This window comes from Ancylomarina salipaludis, from assembly GCF_004122035.1.
GTDB lineage: Bacteria > Bacteroidota > Bacteroidia > Bacteroidales > Marinifilaceae > Ancylomarina > Ancylomarina salipaludis.
Map to the genome: position 1 here is coordinate 196,868 of NZ_SAXA01000004.1, position 18,722 is coordinate 215,589.

Consider the following 18,722-nt stretch of genomic DNA (forward strand, 5'->3'; position numbering starts at 1 on the left):
AAATAAAAAACATATGAAAACAGGATTTGCTGGCGGTATTGCCAAACTTTTTATAAAATCGAAGCTGACCCCACTACTGATGATTGCCTTTTTGGTGATTGGGGCTTACAGTTCGTATCTCACACCTCGGGAAGAGGAACCGCAGATTGATGTTCCTATAGCTGATATTTTTTTAGCTTACCCGGGAGCCACACCCATTGAGGTTGAATCAAGAATTGTAAAGCCACTTGAAAAAGTGGTTGCAAATATACCAGGCGTAGAATATGTTTATTCCACTTCTATGTCTGAACAAGCTATGTTGATTGTACAGTTTTACGTAGGCGAGGATGTTGAGCGTTCTCTTGTGAAGATGTACAATGAGATCATGAAACATATGGATGAGATGCCTAAAGGGGTTTCTTTTCCACTGATTAAAACACGTGCCATTGATGATGTTCCGGTTTTAGGCTTAACGCTGTGGAGTGAGAAATATGACGATTTTCAATTGCGTCGAATGGCTCAGGAATTGAATAATGAAGTTGAAAAAGTTGGCGAAGTCTCATCTACAGCGATAAGGGGTGGCCGTTCGCGTCAGCTTCAGGTGATTTTGAACCGTGAATTGATGGCTAACTACCATATTGATATTTTGAGCATTGCGCAAAAAATTCAGACTTCAAATCAACAAATGGGTTCGGGTTCTTTTAATAATAACGATAATCAATTTTTAGTTAAGACAGGGAATTTTATTGAGAATGCCGAAGAGCTTTCAAACTTGGTTGTTGGTGTAAACAGTGGTAGTCCTGTGTACTTGAAACAAGTGGCTGAAGTTCTTGATGGACCGGAAATTCCTTCTCAGTATGTGAGTTTTGGTTATGGAAAAGTGAATGATAAGCATGCAGCTTTTAAAGGAGAATACCCTGCTGTGACACTTTCGGTAGCCAAACGTAGAGGGGCTGATGCAATGAAGATTGCAGATCAGATTTTAAATAAGTTGGAATTTTTGAAAAAAGATTTAATTCCTTCGGATGTACATGTGGAAGTAACTCGTAATTATGGTGCAACGGCATCAGATAAGGTGGGAGAGTTACTCTTACACCTTTTAGGGGCTATTCTGGCGGTAACTTTTGTTGTGATGCTGGCCATGGGATGGCGAGGTGGATTGGTTGTATTTCTTTCGGTACCGATCACCTTTGCTTTAACCATGTTTAGTTATTATTTTCTGGATTATACTTTAAATAGAATTACCTTATTTGCTTTAGTTTTTGTAACGGGAATTGTGGTGGATGACTCCATTATTATTGCTGAGAATATGCACCGTCATTTCAAAATGAAGAAAAAGTCCTTTATGGAGGCGGCTCTTCTTTCTATCGACGAGGTTGGGAATCCGACTATTTTGGCAACATTTACCGTTATTGCGGCTGTTTTGCCCATGGTATTTGTTTCAGGTTTAATGGGGCCTTATATGAGTCCTATGCCTATTGGCGCATCCATTGCCATGATATTTTCCTTATTGGTTGCACTAACCATTACGCCTTATTTGGCTTATCGTTTGTTGAAAGGTGGTGAGGATGATAAAAAAGAGATTGAGAGTAAGTTTAAGTTGGAGGATGGTTTTATTTATAAAATTTATAATAAAACCATGCGTCCCATGTTGGAATCTCCAAAACTGCGCTGGTCGTTTATTATTTCAGTAACGGTTCTTTTACTGGCTTCAACCACCTTGGTTTATTTTAAGATGGTAGCGGTTAAAATGTTGCCTTTTGACAATAAAAATGAGTTTCAGGTGATTATTGATATGCCTGAGGGAACCACCCTTGAGCGTACGGCTATGGTGACGAAAGAGCTTGCTGCCTATGTGGCACAACAAGAAAATGTTTTGGATTACCAGTGCTATGTAGGAACGGCAGCTCCAATGAATTTCAATGGTTTGGTTCGTCATTACGATTTGCGTAGAGGGGCTAATATGGCTGACATTCAGGTTAATTTAACACATAAGAAGGACAGAGATGAGCAGTCGCATGATATTGCAAAAGCCATGCGCCCGGGTTTACAAGCCATTGGTAAGAAATTTAATGCTAACGTAAAAGTCGTCGAAGTTCCACCCGGGCCACCGGTAATGTCAACATTAGTGGCTGAGGTTTACGGACCTAATGATCAGGAACAAATTGCGATTGCTTCTCAATTGAAAACGCTATTTTCTAAAACACCCGATGTGGTCGATGTGGATTGGTTGATTGAAGATGATCAGAAAGAATTTCAATTTGATGTGAATAAAGAAAAAGCCATGCTGGCTGGTGTGAATACACAGCAAGTTGTTCAGTCTATTGCCATGACTTTAAATGGTCAGGATGTTTCTCAATTTTATAAGGAAAAAGAACACGAACAAATTGGCATTAACCTGCGTTTGAAAGAAGAGGAGAGATCGAGTTTGAACGATTTGAAAAAAGTGAATATTCTCACTCAAACAGGCGAAATGATTACCATTGGTGATATCGTTGATGTGAATGAGGTTACCAAAGAGAAGAGCATTTACCGCAAAAATCAAAAGCGTGTGGTTTATGTGACTGCTGATGTCGCTGGTAAGCTTGAAAGTCCTGTTTATGGTATTATGGGAATCTCAGAAAATCTGGGTGAGATTAAAGTTCCTCAAGGTTTTTCATTGACAGAGGAATATACACATCAACCCTTTTTTGAGGATGATTACAGCCTGAAATGGGATGGTGAGTGGCAAATAACCTATGAAGTGTTCCGAGACTTGGGAACTGCTTTTGCTGTTGTCCTTTTGGTGATTTATATGCTTATTATTGGCTGGTTCCAGAACTTTAAAGTACCTTTTGTGATGATGGTAGCCATTCCTTTATCTTTGGTTGGTATTCTGATTGGTCACTGGTTGATGGGAGCTTTCTTTACGGCAACATCGATGATTGGGTTGATTGCTCTGGCAGGAATTATGGTTCGTAATTCCATCCTACTTATCGACTTTATTAATTTAAGGTTGGCTGAAGGGATTCCTTTGAAGGAAGCTGTGATTGAAGCGGGAGCGGTGCGAACAACACCTATTCTATTAACAGCAGGAACCGTTGTGATTGGAGCAGTTGTGATTTTATTCGATCCGATTTTCCAGGGATTGGCCATTTCACTTATGGGGGGAACTATCGCATCAACATTTTTAACGCTCCTAATTGTTCCTTTGATTTATTATATCACTGAGAAGAAAAATTATAAATAGTCTGATTTTATATGTAATCCAACGCCCCAAACCTATTCTGGTTTGGGGCGTTTTTGTAATAAGTATTTAGAATATGCAATGAAAAATAAGATGTAATGCAATATATTGCCTTTTGGCATTGCATTATTATTTATGAACCACCTTGATAAATTCTTCTACTTCAGGAATTCCTCCCTGATACAGCAGATATCCATTGTAGGGCTCTCTTTCAGTTATTTCATCGTTGATAGGGGTTAGCATTAATCTGTGTACTTCATCAAGATCGTCTGTCTGACCCAATGCCCACCCCAATTTGATGTAGGCCACTTCAGGCAGCATATTTCCTCCGGGAACGATGCCTCTTGCCATCATTTCACGCCCGGTTTCGTATACAAACATCTGAACATAGCCCCAAAGGGTTTGAAGGGTCATAAACATATACACACCTTTTTTCTTAGCTCTTGCGATGGATGGATACAATTCTTTATTCACATGTCCCAGCCCAGTTCCTATAAAAACAATGCCTTTATAGCCACAATCAACCAAGGCATCCAAAACATCGGGTTTCATACCCGGATAATAATAAAGCATGGTTACCTTATCACTAAAATAAGGTTTGATTGTTACATTTCTATCCTTTCTTCTGGGCCTGTATTCTTTTTTGATGTAGTCTATCTTATGACGATTGACCATGGCCAGCGGGGTGTCTCCAATGGTTCGGAATGTTGATCGGTAGGAAGAGTGCATCTTACGAACACGGGTTCCTTTATGCAACAAGCCGTATTCATCTGAAGTGGGGCCGAACATGCAGACCATCACCTCAGCAATATCCGAATTCCCGGCAGCATACATGGCATGCATCAGGTTTAAAGCAGCATCGGAACTTGGCCGGTCGGATGAGCGTTGCGATCCTACAATCACAATAGGTACGGGTGAGTTCTGCACCATAAAGGTTAGGGCGGCACCAGTGTGATGCATGGTATCGGTACCATGACCAATGACAATGCCATCAATTCCGTTTTCAATTTCTTTACCAATGGCTTTTGCCAATTGCAAATACTGTTTAGGCCCCATGTTTTCGCTAAATACGGCAAAGACTTTCTCTGTGGTTAAATTACAGATATCGGCCAACTCAGGGACAGCACCATATAATTCACCGGGTGAGAATGCCGGAATAACGGCTCCGGTTCTGTAATCCAGACGCGAGGCTATAGTTCCTCCCGTACCGAAGAGTTTGACATTGGGTAACCCTTCCGTAGTAGGAAATTCCTTTTCCGGAATTTTATAGTTGGCTTTTTTATAGCCTGTTTCCTGCATATCGGTAATGGTCAGGATATCTACACCTATATTATACCCGGTAATGATTTTTAAAACAATATGCTGATCGTCATCATTCTCTGATCGGGGTAAAATGGTGCCTTCAAAATCGCCACGGGTTGTGGTAATTTTTGCCGTTCCCCAAACTCTGACATTATAGTTTTTTAGTACTTCGAGCGCACCGCCCTTATATCCTTGAAAAATATCTTCCATAATAGTCGACTATTTAATAGCTTTCTCAATTTTAGTTTTCAATTCACTTAATGCTAAATTACCTGTAGCCTGCTTGTGAAGCTGCCCCATAATCCAATTAACCACTTTGTCTTTATGAATTTGAGAGTTGCTTTCTCTGTATTTTTCGTTCAGATAATTGACAGGAGCCAATAATTCTTCAAGACTTTTTTTCTTAAAATTGATAATGGTTAGAATTGAAGAAAAATCCATATTGGGATGCTCAATTAGCACAGGAAGCATCAGCTTGGATATGGTATAATGCAGTTTGTTCTTTTGAATGTATTCGAACATTTTTACAATTCGGTTGTATTTAAAGTCATCGTGCTTTTTGTATTTGCCTTCTACATATTTAAAGGTGTGCCCGAAGAAAGTGCCGACAAACTTGGCCGGGATTTTTAGTTTTTCGCTTTTCTCGATAACCGGAACCAAATTATTTTTGAGGATATAATGATCGGTATCGCTTGGTATACCCCAAGAGCGGAGTTGCTCATAGCGTTTGAATATCTCAACTGGCAGGTTTTTGTTGAGACTCTCGATATAATCATTGGGCAAGGGGATAGGAGCCGAATCGGTATCTGGATACATTCTGTCTGCTCCCGGCAAAACTCTTTCGAAGATTGTGGTACCATCCTTAAAGGATTTACGGGTTTCCTGGGGAATGATGTCGAATGCCATTAGGCATCTTTCCTCAATGGTTTCAAGCGCTGTAGGGATATCTTCTTTGGGTCCCCAGAAAATAATTTGTGCATCCTTATCGTTTGCGTTGAGAAGTTGCCCTATTTGATTAAAGTCTTCTTCATAACTCGAACCATCAATTTCTTCGGAATGGATCATATTTGGCTTTTCGATACAAGCAATGACTTTTAACCGATCGGTTATTTCATTAGCAAAACATTGCCCTGGTTGAGTGAAGTGGGAGAGTATGCCCCGAAAACCTTCCAGATTGACAGCATAAACCTCTTTGTTGGAGAAATCAATAGAAGCCATCAGTTTATTTTTAAGATTCAACTGATCTGGATCAATCTTGATACTTTTGATTTTCCAGGTTTCCTGATTTATCACCTGATGTTTAAGCAACTTTTGGATATGCAGTAAAGCCCATTGCCGGAAAGCTTCGTTGTGCGACAGTTCAGGTATCCATTTATTATGGGCAACCCCTTTTATTTCGATACGCGTACCGCCTTTGCAGCTTACATTCACATCTTCGCGCCCTGCGCCCATTCCAGTCCTAACTTTTCCCGTACTGCGATTAAGGAATCGAATGTATTCAGCCGCCTCTCTTAATTCATCAGGTGTTTCACAATCGGGATAGGTTACGGTTTCAATCAATGGCATACCCAGGCGATCGGTTTTATACACCCGGCTGTGGCCAATGTCTGAAATTTCCCGGCAGGAATCTTCTTCTATGCTCAATTGAATCAAACGAACCTTTTTGTTTTTGAGTTGAATATGACCTTCAACGCCAAGAATGGCGGTTCTTTGAAAACCTGCAGGAATACTACCATCCAAATATTGTTTACGCGTGATGTGGACTTCTCCCACAATATTCAGATTGGAAAGCAAGGAGATTTCAAGAGCATATTCCAGAGCCTCCTTATTTATAATAAAAGGTGGGGTATCATCAATTTCGTAAGTACAGGCCGAATTGTTGTTCAGCCGATAGGTTATCTCTTTACGGGTTTTAAATTCCATCAGGGCCGTTCCGTCATATTCGCCAAGTTCGGAAAGCGTGGGACGCATGTGGCGGATAATTTCTGCATCAAAATCGTTGTGATTGTGCAGAATACCTGCCGGACAATGACAGAAGAGTTTTTTTTCCGTTTTGAGTTGTTGATGTACTTCGAGGCCAGACATAAATCCGATTCTTTTGTAGTCCTTCTCTGTCGCCTCTTTTCTGGAGACATACCCAATCGTTTTGCGGGTATTCTGGTAGTTTTTTGCTGGGTTAAATTTAGGCATAGTGTTGTTTAATTTTGGATGTCATAAGGTAAATAAGATAATTAAGTTTAGCAAGAGGTGAAGGTAGAATGGGCTAAGACTTAATTGTTTATAAAGCTGTGGGTAGAAGAGTGAATTCGATGAATGAGAGGTGTTCTCTGTGCTCGTGGAATATTTGTAGTATTTAAAGAAGTATGTGGGAAGGTGTATTTTAAAATAAATATAAGTAAGGGAATTCAATTTAATCTTTATGAAATTTTTAGACTCTAGCTGTAAAATTTAAATGATTCGTTAAAATGTTATTTAACCTTGAATTACTACTTTTGCGAGCAAATTTAAATTTTAAGTTAATTAGTTTATGTTTTGTATTGCTAATTATTAATAATCAGAGTAGAAGAATATATTGGATGAGAAGAGTTGTTTTTATTGCAGGTTTATTATTTATTGTTTTTATTGGATATGGACAGAAAAGTTCCTTTTCAGACTATCAGGATTTGGTTCGTATTGTTAAATCTGGTGATACCACAGTTATAAGTCAGTCATTGGGGAGGAGAGATGTTAATTTAGTTGAAGATCGTTTTGAGGTGCCTTTGATATTTTATGCATGTTCAGAAGGGAATGAAGGTATGGTTAAGTTTTTACTCTCGAAAGGGGCTAATTCCAATATCCCTTCGGTTTATGGAACTGCTGCTCATTGGGCTATTGAAAAGGGACATATGAATATTATCCGTATTCTGTTGGATCATGGATTCAATCCACGAACAGAAGAAATGCAGTATTGGGTTGATCGATATGAATCCGGCGATTCGCTTAGTCCGGCATGGATGCCTAAGCTTATTGAGTCATTGTATAAGCATAAAGTGGATTATCAAAATGCCCCATACATGGAATATGTAGATCCTTCGGATCCCTTATTGTTGGCTGCAGCAATTACCAATACTGAGAGTGACGATTTTATTCTCGCTAAGGAATTGATAGAAGATGGTTTAAATGTTAATCTAAGAGATAAAAGAGGTCTGTCGGCGCTCCATTATGCAATTCTTTCATTGAATATAAAGGCTGTTTCCTTATTAATTGATAGCGGAGCGGATGTAAACCTACCGATTTATAGTCGAAAATTATCAGAACTTAGTTCAAATATTATTTTTGATGATAATCTGACCCCTTTGCACTTTCTTATGTATCAGTTAAAGGGAAAATCAGAAATACTGGAGACTAAAAGAGATCAGGTTTTGAAAATAATTAAGCTTTTAATGCGGGCTGGTGCCGATGTAACACTCAAAACCAAGAATAAACAACAATCAGTACTTGATGTTGCAAAAGAAATAGGGGACAAGAAAATTGTGAAACTATTAAAATGACAGTCAGGCAGAATTTATATTCTTTTTGAAATCCGACAGGGACACATAAAGTGTGTTAATTAACTTTTAGCCTTGGGAAGGGTGAAATAAAAACAAGAACCTTCTCCCAAAGTAGATTTGACACCAATTGTTCCTTTATTGATTTCGATAAATTCCTTGCAAAGCAACAAACCTAATCCGGTTCCTTTTTCACCGGAACTTCCTGTGGTTTTGTATTTTTTATCAATTCGGAAGAGTTTGTTTATGTTTTCTTCTGAAATACCTTCACCCTGGTCAGTGATTTCTACTTTATAATTTGAATCCTGCGATTTAAGTATGATATGGATTGTGGAATTTAGTTTTGTGAATTTGACGGCATTATTAATCAGGTTTCGAATAACAGTACTGATCATTTCTTTATCGGCAAAAGCCTTAGGCTCATCGGGTAAATCACAGTCTATATTGATGTTTTTTTTGTTGGCACTTACCATATAAAGGGCGATGTTTTCTTTAATTAAATCAGACAGGTTGCAGATTTGTGGATCGTACTTAATTTTCCCGGTTTGCGAACGTGACCAGGTTAGTAGATTCTCCAACAAGGCATAAATATGATTGATCCCCTCATTAATCTTTTTAATACCCATCTTTTTCTCCTCATTGTCAATTGCCTCGTAATTTTCGTCTATCGCCTGGGAAATAGACATTAAACTGGTGAAAGGATTTTTTAAATCGTGTGAAATAATTTTAAAGAACGTGTCTTTCGTTGCATTCAATTCTTTGAGATTCTGCTCGGATTCGGTGAGCTTTTTATTGGCTGTACTGATTTTTTCATTTTGAATCCGAAGCAGTTTGTTTGTTCTGATTTTTAAAAGGTATCGGTAATTAAAAATAATAATGGCTATTAGCAGTAAAATTTCGAGAAGGATAAACCACCATTCCATCCAAAATGGCGGATTGATTATAATGCTTAATTCACGGGTTTTAGGACTCCAAATGCCATCAGGGTTTTGTGCCTTTAGCTGAAATAGATAGTTGCCGGGTTTCAGATTTGAGTAGGACACAAAATTCCGTTCACCCGCATCAATCCATGTTTTATAGAGGCCAAGCATGCGATATTTGTAAGCTACATTCTCAGGCGTAAAGCCTGAAAGTGATGAGAATTCTAAAGAAAAATGTCTTTGTTGGTAGTCAAGAACAATATTGTCTGTGTAGATGATGCTGTTTTTCAGCCAATAGTTATCATGTTGTGGATCGTAGTGTAAATCATTATCATCAATTGAATCCTTCTCCTGAGCGACGACCACATCTTTTCCTAAGATTTGTAGTTTGGTAATGACTGCATTATAAGCTGGACGGGGTTTAATTTCTTTTTTAGGATCGATAATATTCAAACCGTAAACGCCACCAAAGTAGAGCAGACCTGATGCACCTTTATGAAAGGCACCACCGTTGAACTCGTTGGATTGAAGACCATCCTGTGTGCTGAAATTTTTTACTGAGTAGTCTTTAATATTAAATCGACAAACCCCAAAGTTAGTGCTCAACCAGATATGGTTCTGCTCATCGGGCAGAATACCATAAATCACCTCATTGGGTAAGCCTTCGCTGATTCCAAAGTGAGTAAACTGTTTGCTTTTGGGATCGAATCGATTTAATTTATCGTTTGTTCCAATCCAGAATATGCCATTGGGATCTTCATAAAATGAAAAAACAACATTATTCGATAGGGAATTGCTGCTATTGGGAATAAACTGATAAGACGTGAATTGATCTGTCTTTTTATCCAGAATATTAAATCCACCACCATAATTTCCTATCCAAAGTCGTCCTTTGTGGTCTTCGTAAATAGATGAATAAATAAAATCATGCGAGATGCTGTTTGGATCAGAATTGTTGTGCAAATACCTTTTGAAGGTATTTGTTTGCGGATTGAAACGATTTAAACCTCGACGGGTACCAACCCATACGATTCCTTCGCTATCTTCAAAAATAACACGCACCGAATTGTTTGACAGGCTATTTGTATTCTGGATGTTGTGTTTGTAGTTGATGGTTTGTCCCGTTTGAGAATTCATTTTGAAAAGACCTTCACCATCGGTGCCAACCCAAATTTGACCTTTGCTATCCTCATAAACATCACGAATGGCTGGATTGTTAGGGAATTGGTAATGCTTGAAATTTCCTGTTGTTCTGTCGTAGGCACTCAGTCCGGCATTATTGGTGCCTATCCAAACAGTTTGTTTGTGATCTTCCCAGATGCTCCACACAAAATTGCTGGCAAGACTGTTAGACGAAAGAGCATCGTGTTTGAGCAGTTCAAATTTGTGTGCTTGCGGATCGTAAATACTGATGCCAGCACCAAAGGTTCCTAACCAAATGCAAGCTGATCGGTCTTCATATAAACAGTTGATCGAGTTTTCAGAAAGACTTTGAGGATCGGCAGAATTGTGTGTGTAATGGCTGATTTTACCATTTAGTGAGTTGATTTTATATAGGCCCGATCCGAATGAACCATACCAGATGTTTCCAATTTGGTCTTCGATAATCGGTTTGATTGTGTTTGTGGCCAGACTGTTTGAGGAGTCATAAGCTTCAATGACAAGTTTGTATTCCTTCTCGCCGTATCGTTTTCCATAAAGCCCATTTTGTGTGCCTATCCATATGTTATTTTTTTTATCAATATAGATGCTTTCTACATGAGAATTGCTCAATAATGTTTCAGACTTAATTTCAGGTTGAGTAGTTAAAGCATAGAGCCCATTGGGACACCCAATGAGAAGACTGTCATTGTAAATAGCCAGGCAGTTAATCTTTTGAGAACTGAATTGATCGGATGGTGATGTTGCAAACTCATCAGTTTTGCTATTGTAAAGAAATAGGCCATTGTCAGTCGCAATCCAGATGGAAGCATCAGCGCTCGGTAAGAAAGCATTGATCCGACAGGCTAGATTAAGCCCTGATGTTTTATTTTTTAGAACTTTTAGTTGCCGGGTATCTATGAGGTTTAAGCCATTTTTTGTACCTACCCAAAGCGTTTTATTATTATCCTCAAATAGTTGGGTAATGGTGTCGTTACTAATTTGTTTGGAGGGATCAGATAAAGTCGTGAACTGGGTGAATCTTTCAGTTTTCATGTCAAAATGAGTCAACCCACCTTGTGAAGCAAACCACAGTTTACCATTGCTGTCTTCGTAAATTTGTTCAATCCACTTGTAAGCTATTGAGTTTGCATCGTTGCTTTTGTTTCGAAATATGGTAAAACTTTGTCCATCATACCGATTGAGTCCATCTTCGGTGCCAAACCACATAAAACCTTTGGAATCCTGAAAAATGCAGTAGACAGAACTCAACGAAAGCCCATCGTAGATGGTAAGTCGTTTGAATTGGATGTGCTGCTGTTGTGCAGACAGGAAATTGACGAGCAATAGGAATAAGACCAGAACTGTTGTTTTTGTTCTAAACATGGAGCCTTTTATTGATTTGTGACTATTAATTTACTTAAAAATGTCCACTTATCGAATTAAAAATCAAATTGTTCTGTCTGTTAGTTGGAACGGTGTAGATGTAAAAAAAGCCTTGACGCTTATGTCAAGGCTTAGCTATTAATATTACAATGCAACTTACAGGTATAAGTCTTTTGCGAAACTACCTTCTGGTTTTGTTCCTAATAATAATTCTTCAACGGTTGCAGCAATATCTGCAAAAGTTGAACGGGTTCCCAGATTGATATTGGTTTTGATATTTTTACCATAAACCAAAATTGGAATGTATTCACGAGTGTGATCGGTTCCTTTATAGGTTGGATCACAACCATGGTCAGCGGTAAGGATTAGGATTTCATCTTCTTTCAGACGGCTTTGAATTTCCGGCAATTGGCTATCAAATTCTTCAAGAGCAGCCTTATAACCTTCAGGGTTTCTACGGTGACCATAGCTCATGTCGAAATCAACAAGGTTGGTGAAGATCAAACCTTTTGTATCCTCTTCTAACGCTTTAAGTGTTTTGGCAACGCCATCATTATTGTCTTTATTGGTTCCACGGGAATCGGAGATGCCTTGTCCGGCAAAAATATCGCTGGTCTTACCAATACCAATCACATCCAGTTTGTTTTCCAATAAACGATCGAGAACTGTTGGACGAGGAGGCGTAACCGAATAATCGTGACGATGTGATGTTCTTGTGAACTGACCTTCGCCGCTACCCAGGAATGGTCGGGCAATTACACGAGCAACCGGAGCCAATTCGGTACAAATTTCCAAGGCAATTTCACAAGCTTTATATAATTCCTCTAAAGGAACAATCTCTTCGTGAGCAGCGATCTGAAAAACAGGGTCAGCTGATGTATAAACAATCCAATTGCCCGTTTTCATATGCTCTTCACCGTATTCATCCAAAATAGCTGTTCCGGATGCAGGCTTATTAGCCATGACTTTACGTCCCGTTCTTTCTTCGAATCGACGAATTACTTCATCGGAAAAACCATTGCTGTAGGTTGGGAAGGGTTTATCTATAGCAACTCCTGCAATCTCCCAATGACCAGTGGTTGTATCCTTACCTTTAGCCGCTTCGGCAGCTTTTCCATAAGCACCTGTTGCATTCTGAGTGGGTTCAACTCCCTGAATATGGGTTAGGTTACCCAAACCTAATTTTTGCATATTTGGAAGATTCATACCGCCACAATGACTGGCAATATTTCCAAATGTATTTGAGCCTACATCTCCAAAATCAGCAGCATCAGGTAAAGCCCCAACACCAGCACTGTCAAGTACTACAATCGTAGCGCGTTCAATTTTAGGAATCATATCTTTAATTTTAAATTATTTAAGATAGCCTTTTGAGTAGGGTAATCATAACAGGTCTATTCAGCAGGAGCTGTCTAAACAATAGGTTATGGTCTCGTAGTTATCTGTATTGATTAAATATTTATTCTGAATATTCAATCGGAGGGATTTCCTCGTGGTTGCTTGTAGTGAGGCAAAGGTAAAAACAAATTAATGAAATTCAAATCTTATTTGTAATGATTTCACATAACAGGGATGCGAATGTCTCTATCTTTTTTTAAGTTTGAAATCTTTTGGAATAATTGAATGAACAAAGTAAAAAAAGCTAAATTTCGAAGCATTATTCTTTAGGTAATGGTCTAATAAAAATATTTTCATGCAATATAATTTTGATAAAATAATCGATCGGAAAAACACAAATAGTGTTAAGCACGATGCTCTACAAACATTTTTTGGAACTGATGATATTCTGCCTCTTTGGGTGGCTGACATGGATTTTGAAACACCGGATTTTATAAGCGATGCCTTGAAAAAGAGGGTAGAACATCCGGTTTATGCTTATACATATTTTAGCGAGGATTTTTACCAGTCTCTGATCAACTGGATGAAGAAAAAACACAGTCATCGAATTGAGCCATCGTGGCTTAAAGTTACACCGGGGGTGTTAAGTGGAATTTCCATAGCTATTATGGCTCTGACTAATCCAGGCGACAAAATCATTATTCAGCCTCCTGTGTATCACCCATTCTTCCATTTAGTAAAATCCAACGATCGTGTATTGGTTCAAAACGAATTGTTGTTTGAAGATGGAAATTACAGAATGGATTTTGAACAATTGGAAGATAGTATCGATCAGGATACAAAGATGATTATTATTTCGAATCCTCATAATCCGGTAGGGCGAGTGTGGACAAAGGATGAACTTAAAAAGTTGGTGGACATTTGTGAGAAAAACAAAATTCTGATTATTGCAGATGAAATTCACTCTGATATTGTTTTCGCCCCTCATCAATATACACCTATTGCGAGTATCAGTTCCTATGCTCATAATAATAGCCTAAGTTTTGTGGCACCAAGCAAGACATTTAATATTGCAGGTTTGGGTACTTCGGTTGCGATTATTCCTCATAAAAAACTTCGCAAACAATTTATAGCATTGGCTTCCCGTCTGCATCTTGATTCGGGGAATGTGTTTGGGACAGTTGCCTTTGAGGCGGCTTACACACATGGAGAAGAGTGGTTGAAGCAGTTGTTGATTTACCTTAAAAGTAATGTTGAATTGGTAAAGTCTTATTTTGCAGAGAATTTACCTGCCATAAAAGTGGTGGAGCCCGAAGGGACCTATCTTTTGTGGCTCGATTTTTCGGCCTTGAATTTAGAGGACGAAAAATTGTATCAGATTCTTGTAGATGATGCGAAAGTTGGCCTTAATAAGGGCTTGTCTTTTGGTTTGAATGGTTCAAATTTTATGCGTTTAAATATTGGATCGCCTCAGTCTGTTATTCTCGAAGGTCTGGAAAGAATGGTGTCAGCTCTAAAAAAATACGAAAGAGTATAAGTCATTATAGAACGTAAGTTCATAGTGCTTAAACCCCTGTCATACTAACTTAATGTGTCTACTGAACATATAATTTGAGTTTGATTTTACCATTCTTAATGGTATTCAATGAAATATATCGTCTCTTTTTCTTGATGAACAGAGAAAAATATGTAAAAGTTGAATAATTTCTGTATCTTGCACGACCTTTAGGACTTGATAAGTGATAGCATAGTTATTATGAGATTGGATCTTAAGAGGTATATCATTGTAAAAGAACTAAATAATTAAATGGCCAGATCAAAAGAAACATTCGGTAAAAAAGAGTTAGAAAAAAAGAAACTCAAAAAAAGAAAAGAAAAAGAAGCACGCAAAGAAGAAAGAAAAGCTAACGGTGGTAGCCTATCTTTTGAAGATATGTTGGTTTACGTTGACGAAAACGGACAACTTGTATCTACTCCTCCAGATCCAACTAAGAAAACAGAAATTGACGCTGAGAGTATTGTTCTAGGTGCAAGAAATAGTAACGCAGGACACGTTGAAGATCCTATTCGTAAAGGAACAGTTACTTTTTTCAACACAAGTAAAGGGTACGGTTTTATTAAAGATGCAGATACAGGAGAGAGTATCTTTGTTCACATTAATGGTCTAGTCGATCAGGTGAATGAAAATGACAAAGTAAATTTTGAAACAGAGCGTGGTCCTAAAGGGATGAATGCCGTAAATGTGACTTTGATTAAAAAATAATACTGATACAGTTTAAAAACTGTTCTTCAATATTTAAGGATACTTATCGATAAGATTTGTATCCTTTTTTTTATTTAAAATCGAATAGCGAGGCGATTGTATTTGTACAATAAGTTTGTCTGACTTTCTTATCTAAAAATGAGATTCGATAATGTGAATAACTAATATGAGAAACTGTAACACAGATAATGGGGAGTGTGGAAAATCAGAGTAGAACCAGAAAAATCAGGGCATAAAAAAACCACCTCGGAAGGTGGTTTTCTTTATGTTGCGTAGTAATGGACTTAGTCGATTACTCTTACGTTTACAGCGTTCATACCTTTACGGCCTTTTTCCATATCGTACTCAACTTTATCGTCTTCACGAATTTCGTCAATAAGACCTGTAGAGTGTACGAAAATGTCTTCACTTGAATCTGCTGGCTTAATAAAACCAAAACCTTTGGTTTCATTAAAGAATTTTACTGTTCCTTGCATTGTAATTTTTTTAAAATAATAAATATTTGTGGAAAGCCTTCCTGTCAGTATAATTCCAAGTAAAGATTCAATAAATTTAATTCTCGAAAGAATCAGGTAACGAATATTAATGATATTATCTTCTTGTTAATGCTTTACAACGCAACAAATGTAATAGTAATAATTTCAGAATCCAAAATAAACGCCAATAGTTTTAGTTAAAAGTGTCATATTTATGATAAAAAAATATTTCGAGCAGAAGACAGTTGATGTAAAATGAAGCGTAAAAAGCTCTCTATATCCCATGGCTATAGACTTGTACGATTTTTCATTGGTCTGTATTTTATAAAACTTGATGACATAATAGGCAAAAGAAAAATCTGATTTTTTTTCTTGGAATTAAAGAAATTAGCGGTTGTTGCGTCTGAAAATGGCTCTTTTATTCCAGAAAAATATAGGCTCCAAATTGTTTGTTCTGGTTTGGACTGCTAAGAGGCAGGTAGCCTTTGAGCCATTTCCCATCTATCATTTCGAAAGGGTGTTTTTCCGACATCACTCTGTTAAAAGTAACAAAATCAGATTTTGAATCTGCAAAAATATTAAAACTGCCTTTGGCATTGGGATGTAAATATGGAGATAGGTGAGAGGCGATCACACTCATATTATATCTTAGGTTGATTTCCAGACAAGGCTGAATTTTTGTTTCTCCTTTTGAGTTTTTAAACAGCATGCAATCGATTCCTAGATATCCACAGTATTCATCAGGAATGTGGTGAGCTATAAGCGTATCTTTCAATCCGGAAATTAATTCTTTCTGAACATGAGAACTTAGAATTTGTTTCAATTCGTGAGGAATATGACCTAGTATATTAGATTGATACTGACCGTTTTCATTGGTTTTAAAGTATGCGAATTCTCTAAAATCGAGATTGCCTCTGCCGTCAGCATAAAATTGAACGGAGAAATCACTTTGTTTATTGACAAATGCTTCAACCATAACGTAACCCTGAGATTTTAAAGCACCTCCCAAGGCTTGCTCAACGGATTGATTCATGAAAGCTTTACGTAAGATTTGTAAGCCCCGACCTGATGAACTCCAGGGTGATTTGATTACAATTTGTTGCCACTTTTTTTGTAGATCAACCACTTCAGAGAGTTTTGTGCAGATTACCGGGAATAAATCTTTCGACATATATAAATCTGAAGGATTGTGTTCAACCAGGTGTTTAAGACAGGATAGAGCCATTTTTCGACTGTACAATTCCTTGTGATTATCCTTCCAATAGGCATTGGGTTGATCGAGAAAATCTTTTTGACATTGTGTTTTGAAGGGTGCCAATTGATAATGCATGCGCGGACTCCAGCCCCAGGGTTTAAGTCCGGCTTTGCTTTGTTTTAAAAAATCGGAATCTTTTAGTGCTTCTGCAAAAACTTTAAATTGGGGAATGAGTACGCCCTTACTTTTAAGATTATTTATAAAAGCAGAATCCGGCAATTGATTAACCAGGATAATATCCTGTGAATTGGCATAATACATCGGGAGAACATCCAAATCGTGTTCGAAACGCGTGAGCACTTTATTGGGCATGAAACTAACGGTACCATTCGATATAGCCATTTCGCTTGTGGCGTTGAAAATGTATAATTGGGGTGCTCTGTGACTCATATGATTGTATATTTACAGCAAAAGTAATATTTAAGCAAGAAGTTTCAAGTTGAAGATTGACTGCTAAAAGGGATAAAGTCGAAATGAATCAATAAATCAGTCGTCTGACATCTGTAAGCTTTTTTGTAATTATAAATACACTTATCTATTATGCAATTTACAAATCCTTTGATACATGGCAGACTCATTAAGCGTTACAAGCGATTTTTAGCAGATATTGAACTCGATACGGGTGAAATTGTAGTGGCACATTGTACCAATTCGGGAAGCATGAAAACCTGTCTCGAAAACGGTGCTGAAGTTTACCTTACATATGTTGATGACCCCAAACGAAAAACAAAGTATACCTGGGAGATGATTCATATAAATGGCGATTGGGTTGGCATTAATACCGGGATTCCCAATGTTTTGGTTTACGAAGCAGTGAGGAATCAGGAAATTGAAGAGCTTCGCGGATATACTGAAGTAAAACGGGAAGTGAAATTCGAAGATTCCCGTTTTGATGTGTTTGCCCAAAATGAGCAGGAAACCTGCTTTATTGAAGTGAAAAATGTGAGTATGAAAGTGGGAGCGTATGCCCGTTTTCCGGATGCTGTGACAACCCGTGGTAAAAAACATTTGGAAACTTTAATGAGAGTTAAAGAATCGGGACTTCGAGCGGTGATGTGTTATGTGATACAACGATCAGATGTCTCGGTTTTTGGTCCAGCCTGGGATATAGATCCCGCTTATGCGGAAGCATTAAAGAAGGCGATTGATAGTGGTGTAGAGGTTTTTGCTTTCCAAGCAGAGGTAAAACCTGAAGGGATTAGGCTGGTGAAACGCTTACTTGTGGATATGATACCTGAAAGGTTAAAGGTTAAAGGTTAAAGGTTAAAGGTTAAAGGTTGCAATTAGATTTGATTTTTAAATCAACTCAATTCACAAAATATTTCATTACCAAATTAAGATTTTATCTTTGTTGAAATTTAAAAAAACAGAATAATGAACGAGAAAGCCATACAAGAGATAAATAAATACCTGCAATTAAGAACCGAGATTAGTGAATTGAGTGATAAGTTGGGCGCTTTGCATAAAAATGAGATGGCTTGCAAAAAAGGTTGTTCGTCCTGTTGCATGAATTTTCAGGTTTTGCCAGTTGAGTATTTCAGTATTTTAAAAGAGCTGAAAAAGAACCCGCCTCAGCAATTTAATGAATTGGATGCCGAGCATGATGATTGCTGTTTCTTGATTAAAGATATGTGTCAGGTGTATGGAGCTCGTCCTATTATTTGCAGAACTCATGGTTTGCCATTACTCTTTATGAATGAGGGAGGAGACGCCTGGGAATTATCGGCTTGTCCGCTAAATTTTACAGAATTTGATGATTTTCATACCGAAAATACCTTTCCTCAGGATACCTACAACAGCAAACTTTTTCTGATAAATAAAGAATTTATAAAGCATTATAATGAAGAGCAATTTGGCGAGTTTGATCTGATATCGATTAACCGATTGGTTCAGGATTTGAAAAAATAAGG

12 protein-coding genes are annotated in these 18,722 nt (G+C 37.8%); 6 read left to right on the top strand and 6 right to left on the bottom strand.

Annotated elements, in window-relative coordinates:
- Window positions 1–13: 13 nt before the first annotated feature.
- The gene (locus tag EO244_RS06410) at window positions 14–3,208 is read left to right on the top strand and encodes an efflux RND transporter permease subunit (RefSeq protein ID WP_129253826.1); all 3,195 of its coding nucleotides are present in this window, start codon (window positions 14–16) and stop codon (window positions 3,206–3,208) included.
- Between the two features lie 126 nt (window positions 3,209–3,334).
- Here EO244_RS06410 and gatD read toward each other — a convergent pair whose 3' ends face one another.
- Together gatD and gatE are read right to left on the bottom strand one after the other, a co-directional pair.
- Window positions 3,335–4,717: a Glu-tRNA(Gln) amidotransferase subunit GatD gene (gene gatD / locus EO244_RS06415; RefSeq protein WP_129253827.1), complete on the bottom strand. Its 1,383-nt coding sequence runs from the start codon at window positions 4,715–4,717 to the stop codon at window positions 3,335–3,337.
- A gap of 9 nt (window positions 4,718–4,726) precedes the next feature.
- Complete coding sequence (gatE, locus tag EO244_RS06420; RefSeq protein ID WP_129253828.1) at window positions 4,727–6,697, bottom strand: Glu-tRNA(Gln) amidotransferase subunit GatE; 1,971 nt, start codon at window positions 6,695–6,697, stop codon at window positions 4,727–4,729.
- A gap of 386 nt (window positions 6,698–7,083) precedes the next feature.
- Between gatE and EO244_RS06425 the strand changes: the two genes are divergently transcribed.
- Window positions 7,084–8,037 (top strand): ankyrin repeat domain-containing protein, encoded by a 954-nt coding sequence (locus EO244_RS06425; protein WP_164977425.1) that lies wholly within the window; start codon window positions 7,084–7,086, stop codon window positions 8,035–8,037.
- Window positions 8,038–8,096: 59 nt separating this feature from the next.
- On the opposite strand, the gene EO244_RS06430 is transcribed toward EO244_RS06425, so the two are convergent.
- Both EO244_RS06430 and EO244_RS06435 read right to left on the bottom strand, forming a co-directional pair.
- A complete protein-coding gene (locus EO244_RS06430) occupies window positions 8,097–11,480 on the bottom strand; it encodes a ligand-binding sensor domain-containing protein (RefSeq protein ID WP_129253830.1) in 3,384 nt (1,127 codons plus the stop codon).
- A 156-nt stretch (window positions 11,481–11,636) separates the two neighbouring features.
- On the bottom strand, window positions 11,637–12,818 hold the full coding sequence (locus EO244_RS06435) for a phosphopentomutase (RefSeq protein ID WP_129253831.1): 1,182 nt from the start codon (window positions 12,816–12,818) through the stop codon (window positions 11,637–11,639).
- A 355-nt stretch (window positions 12,819–13,173) separates the two neighbouring features.
- Between EO244_RS06435 and EO244_RS06440 the strand changes: the two genes are divergently transcribed.
- The gene (locus EO244_RS06440; RefSeq protein ID WP_129253832.1) at window positions 13,174–14,355 is read left to right on the top strand and encodes a MalY/PatB family protein; all 1,182 of its coding nucleotides are present in this window, start codon (window positions 13,174–13,176) and stop codon (window positions 14,353–14,355) included.
- A gap of 270 nt (window positions 14,356–14,625) precedes the next feature.
- Window positions 14,626–15,081, top strand: coding sequence for a cold-shock protein (locus EO244_RS06445; RefSeq protein ID WP_129253833.1), 456 nt, complete (start codon window positions 14,626–14,628; stop codon window positions 15,079–15,081).
- Between the two features lie 284 nt (window positions 15,082–15,365).
- Here the strand turns inward: EO244_RS06445 and EO244_RS06450 are convergent, their stop codons facing one another.
- The gene (locus EO244_RS06450; RefSeq protein ID WP_129253834.1) at window positions 15,366–15,557 is read right to left on the bottom strand and encodes a cold-shock protein; all 192 of its coding nucleotides are present in this window, start codon (window positions 15,555–15,557) and stop codon (window positions 15,366–15,368) included.
- 418 nt (window positions 15,558–15,975) lie between these two features.
- A complete protein-coding gene (locus EO244_RS06455; RefSeq protein ID WP_129253835.1) occupies window positions 15,976–17,202 on the bottom strand; it encodes a hypothetical protein in 1,227 nt (408 codons plus the stop codon).
- 150 nt (window positions 17,203–17,352) lie between these two features.
- Here EO244_RS06455 and sfsA point away from each other — a divergent pair, with 150 nt between their 5' ends.
- Both sfsA and EO244_RS06465 read left to right on the top strand, forming a co-directional pair.
- Entirely contained in the window at window positions 17,353–18,072 is a 720-nt protein-coding gene (sfsA, locus tag EO244_RS06460; protein ID WP_129253836.1) for a DNA/RNA nuclease SfsA, read from the top strand.
- Window positions 18,073–18,186: 114 nt separating this feature from the next.
- The gene (locus EO244_RS06465) at window positions 18,187–18,720 is read left to right on the top strand and encodes a YkgJ family cysteine cluster protein (protein ID WP_129253837.1); all 534 of its coding nucleotides are present in this window, start codon (window positions 18,187–18,189) and stop codon (window positions 18,718–18,720) included.
- Window positions 18,721–18,722 lie beyond the last annotated feature (2 nt).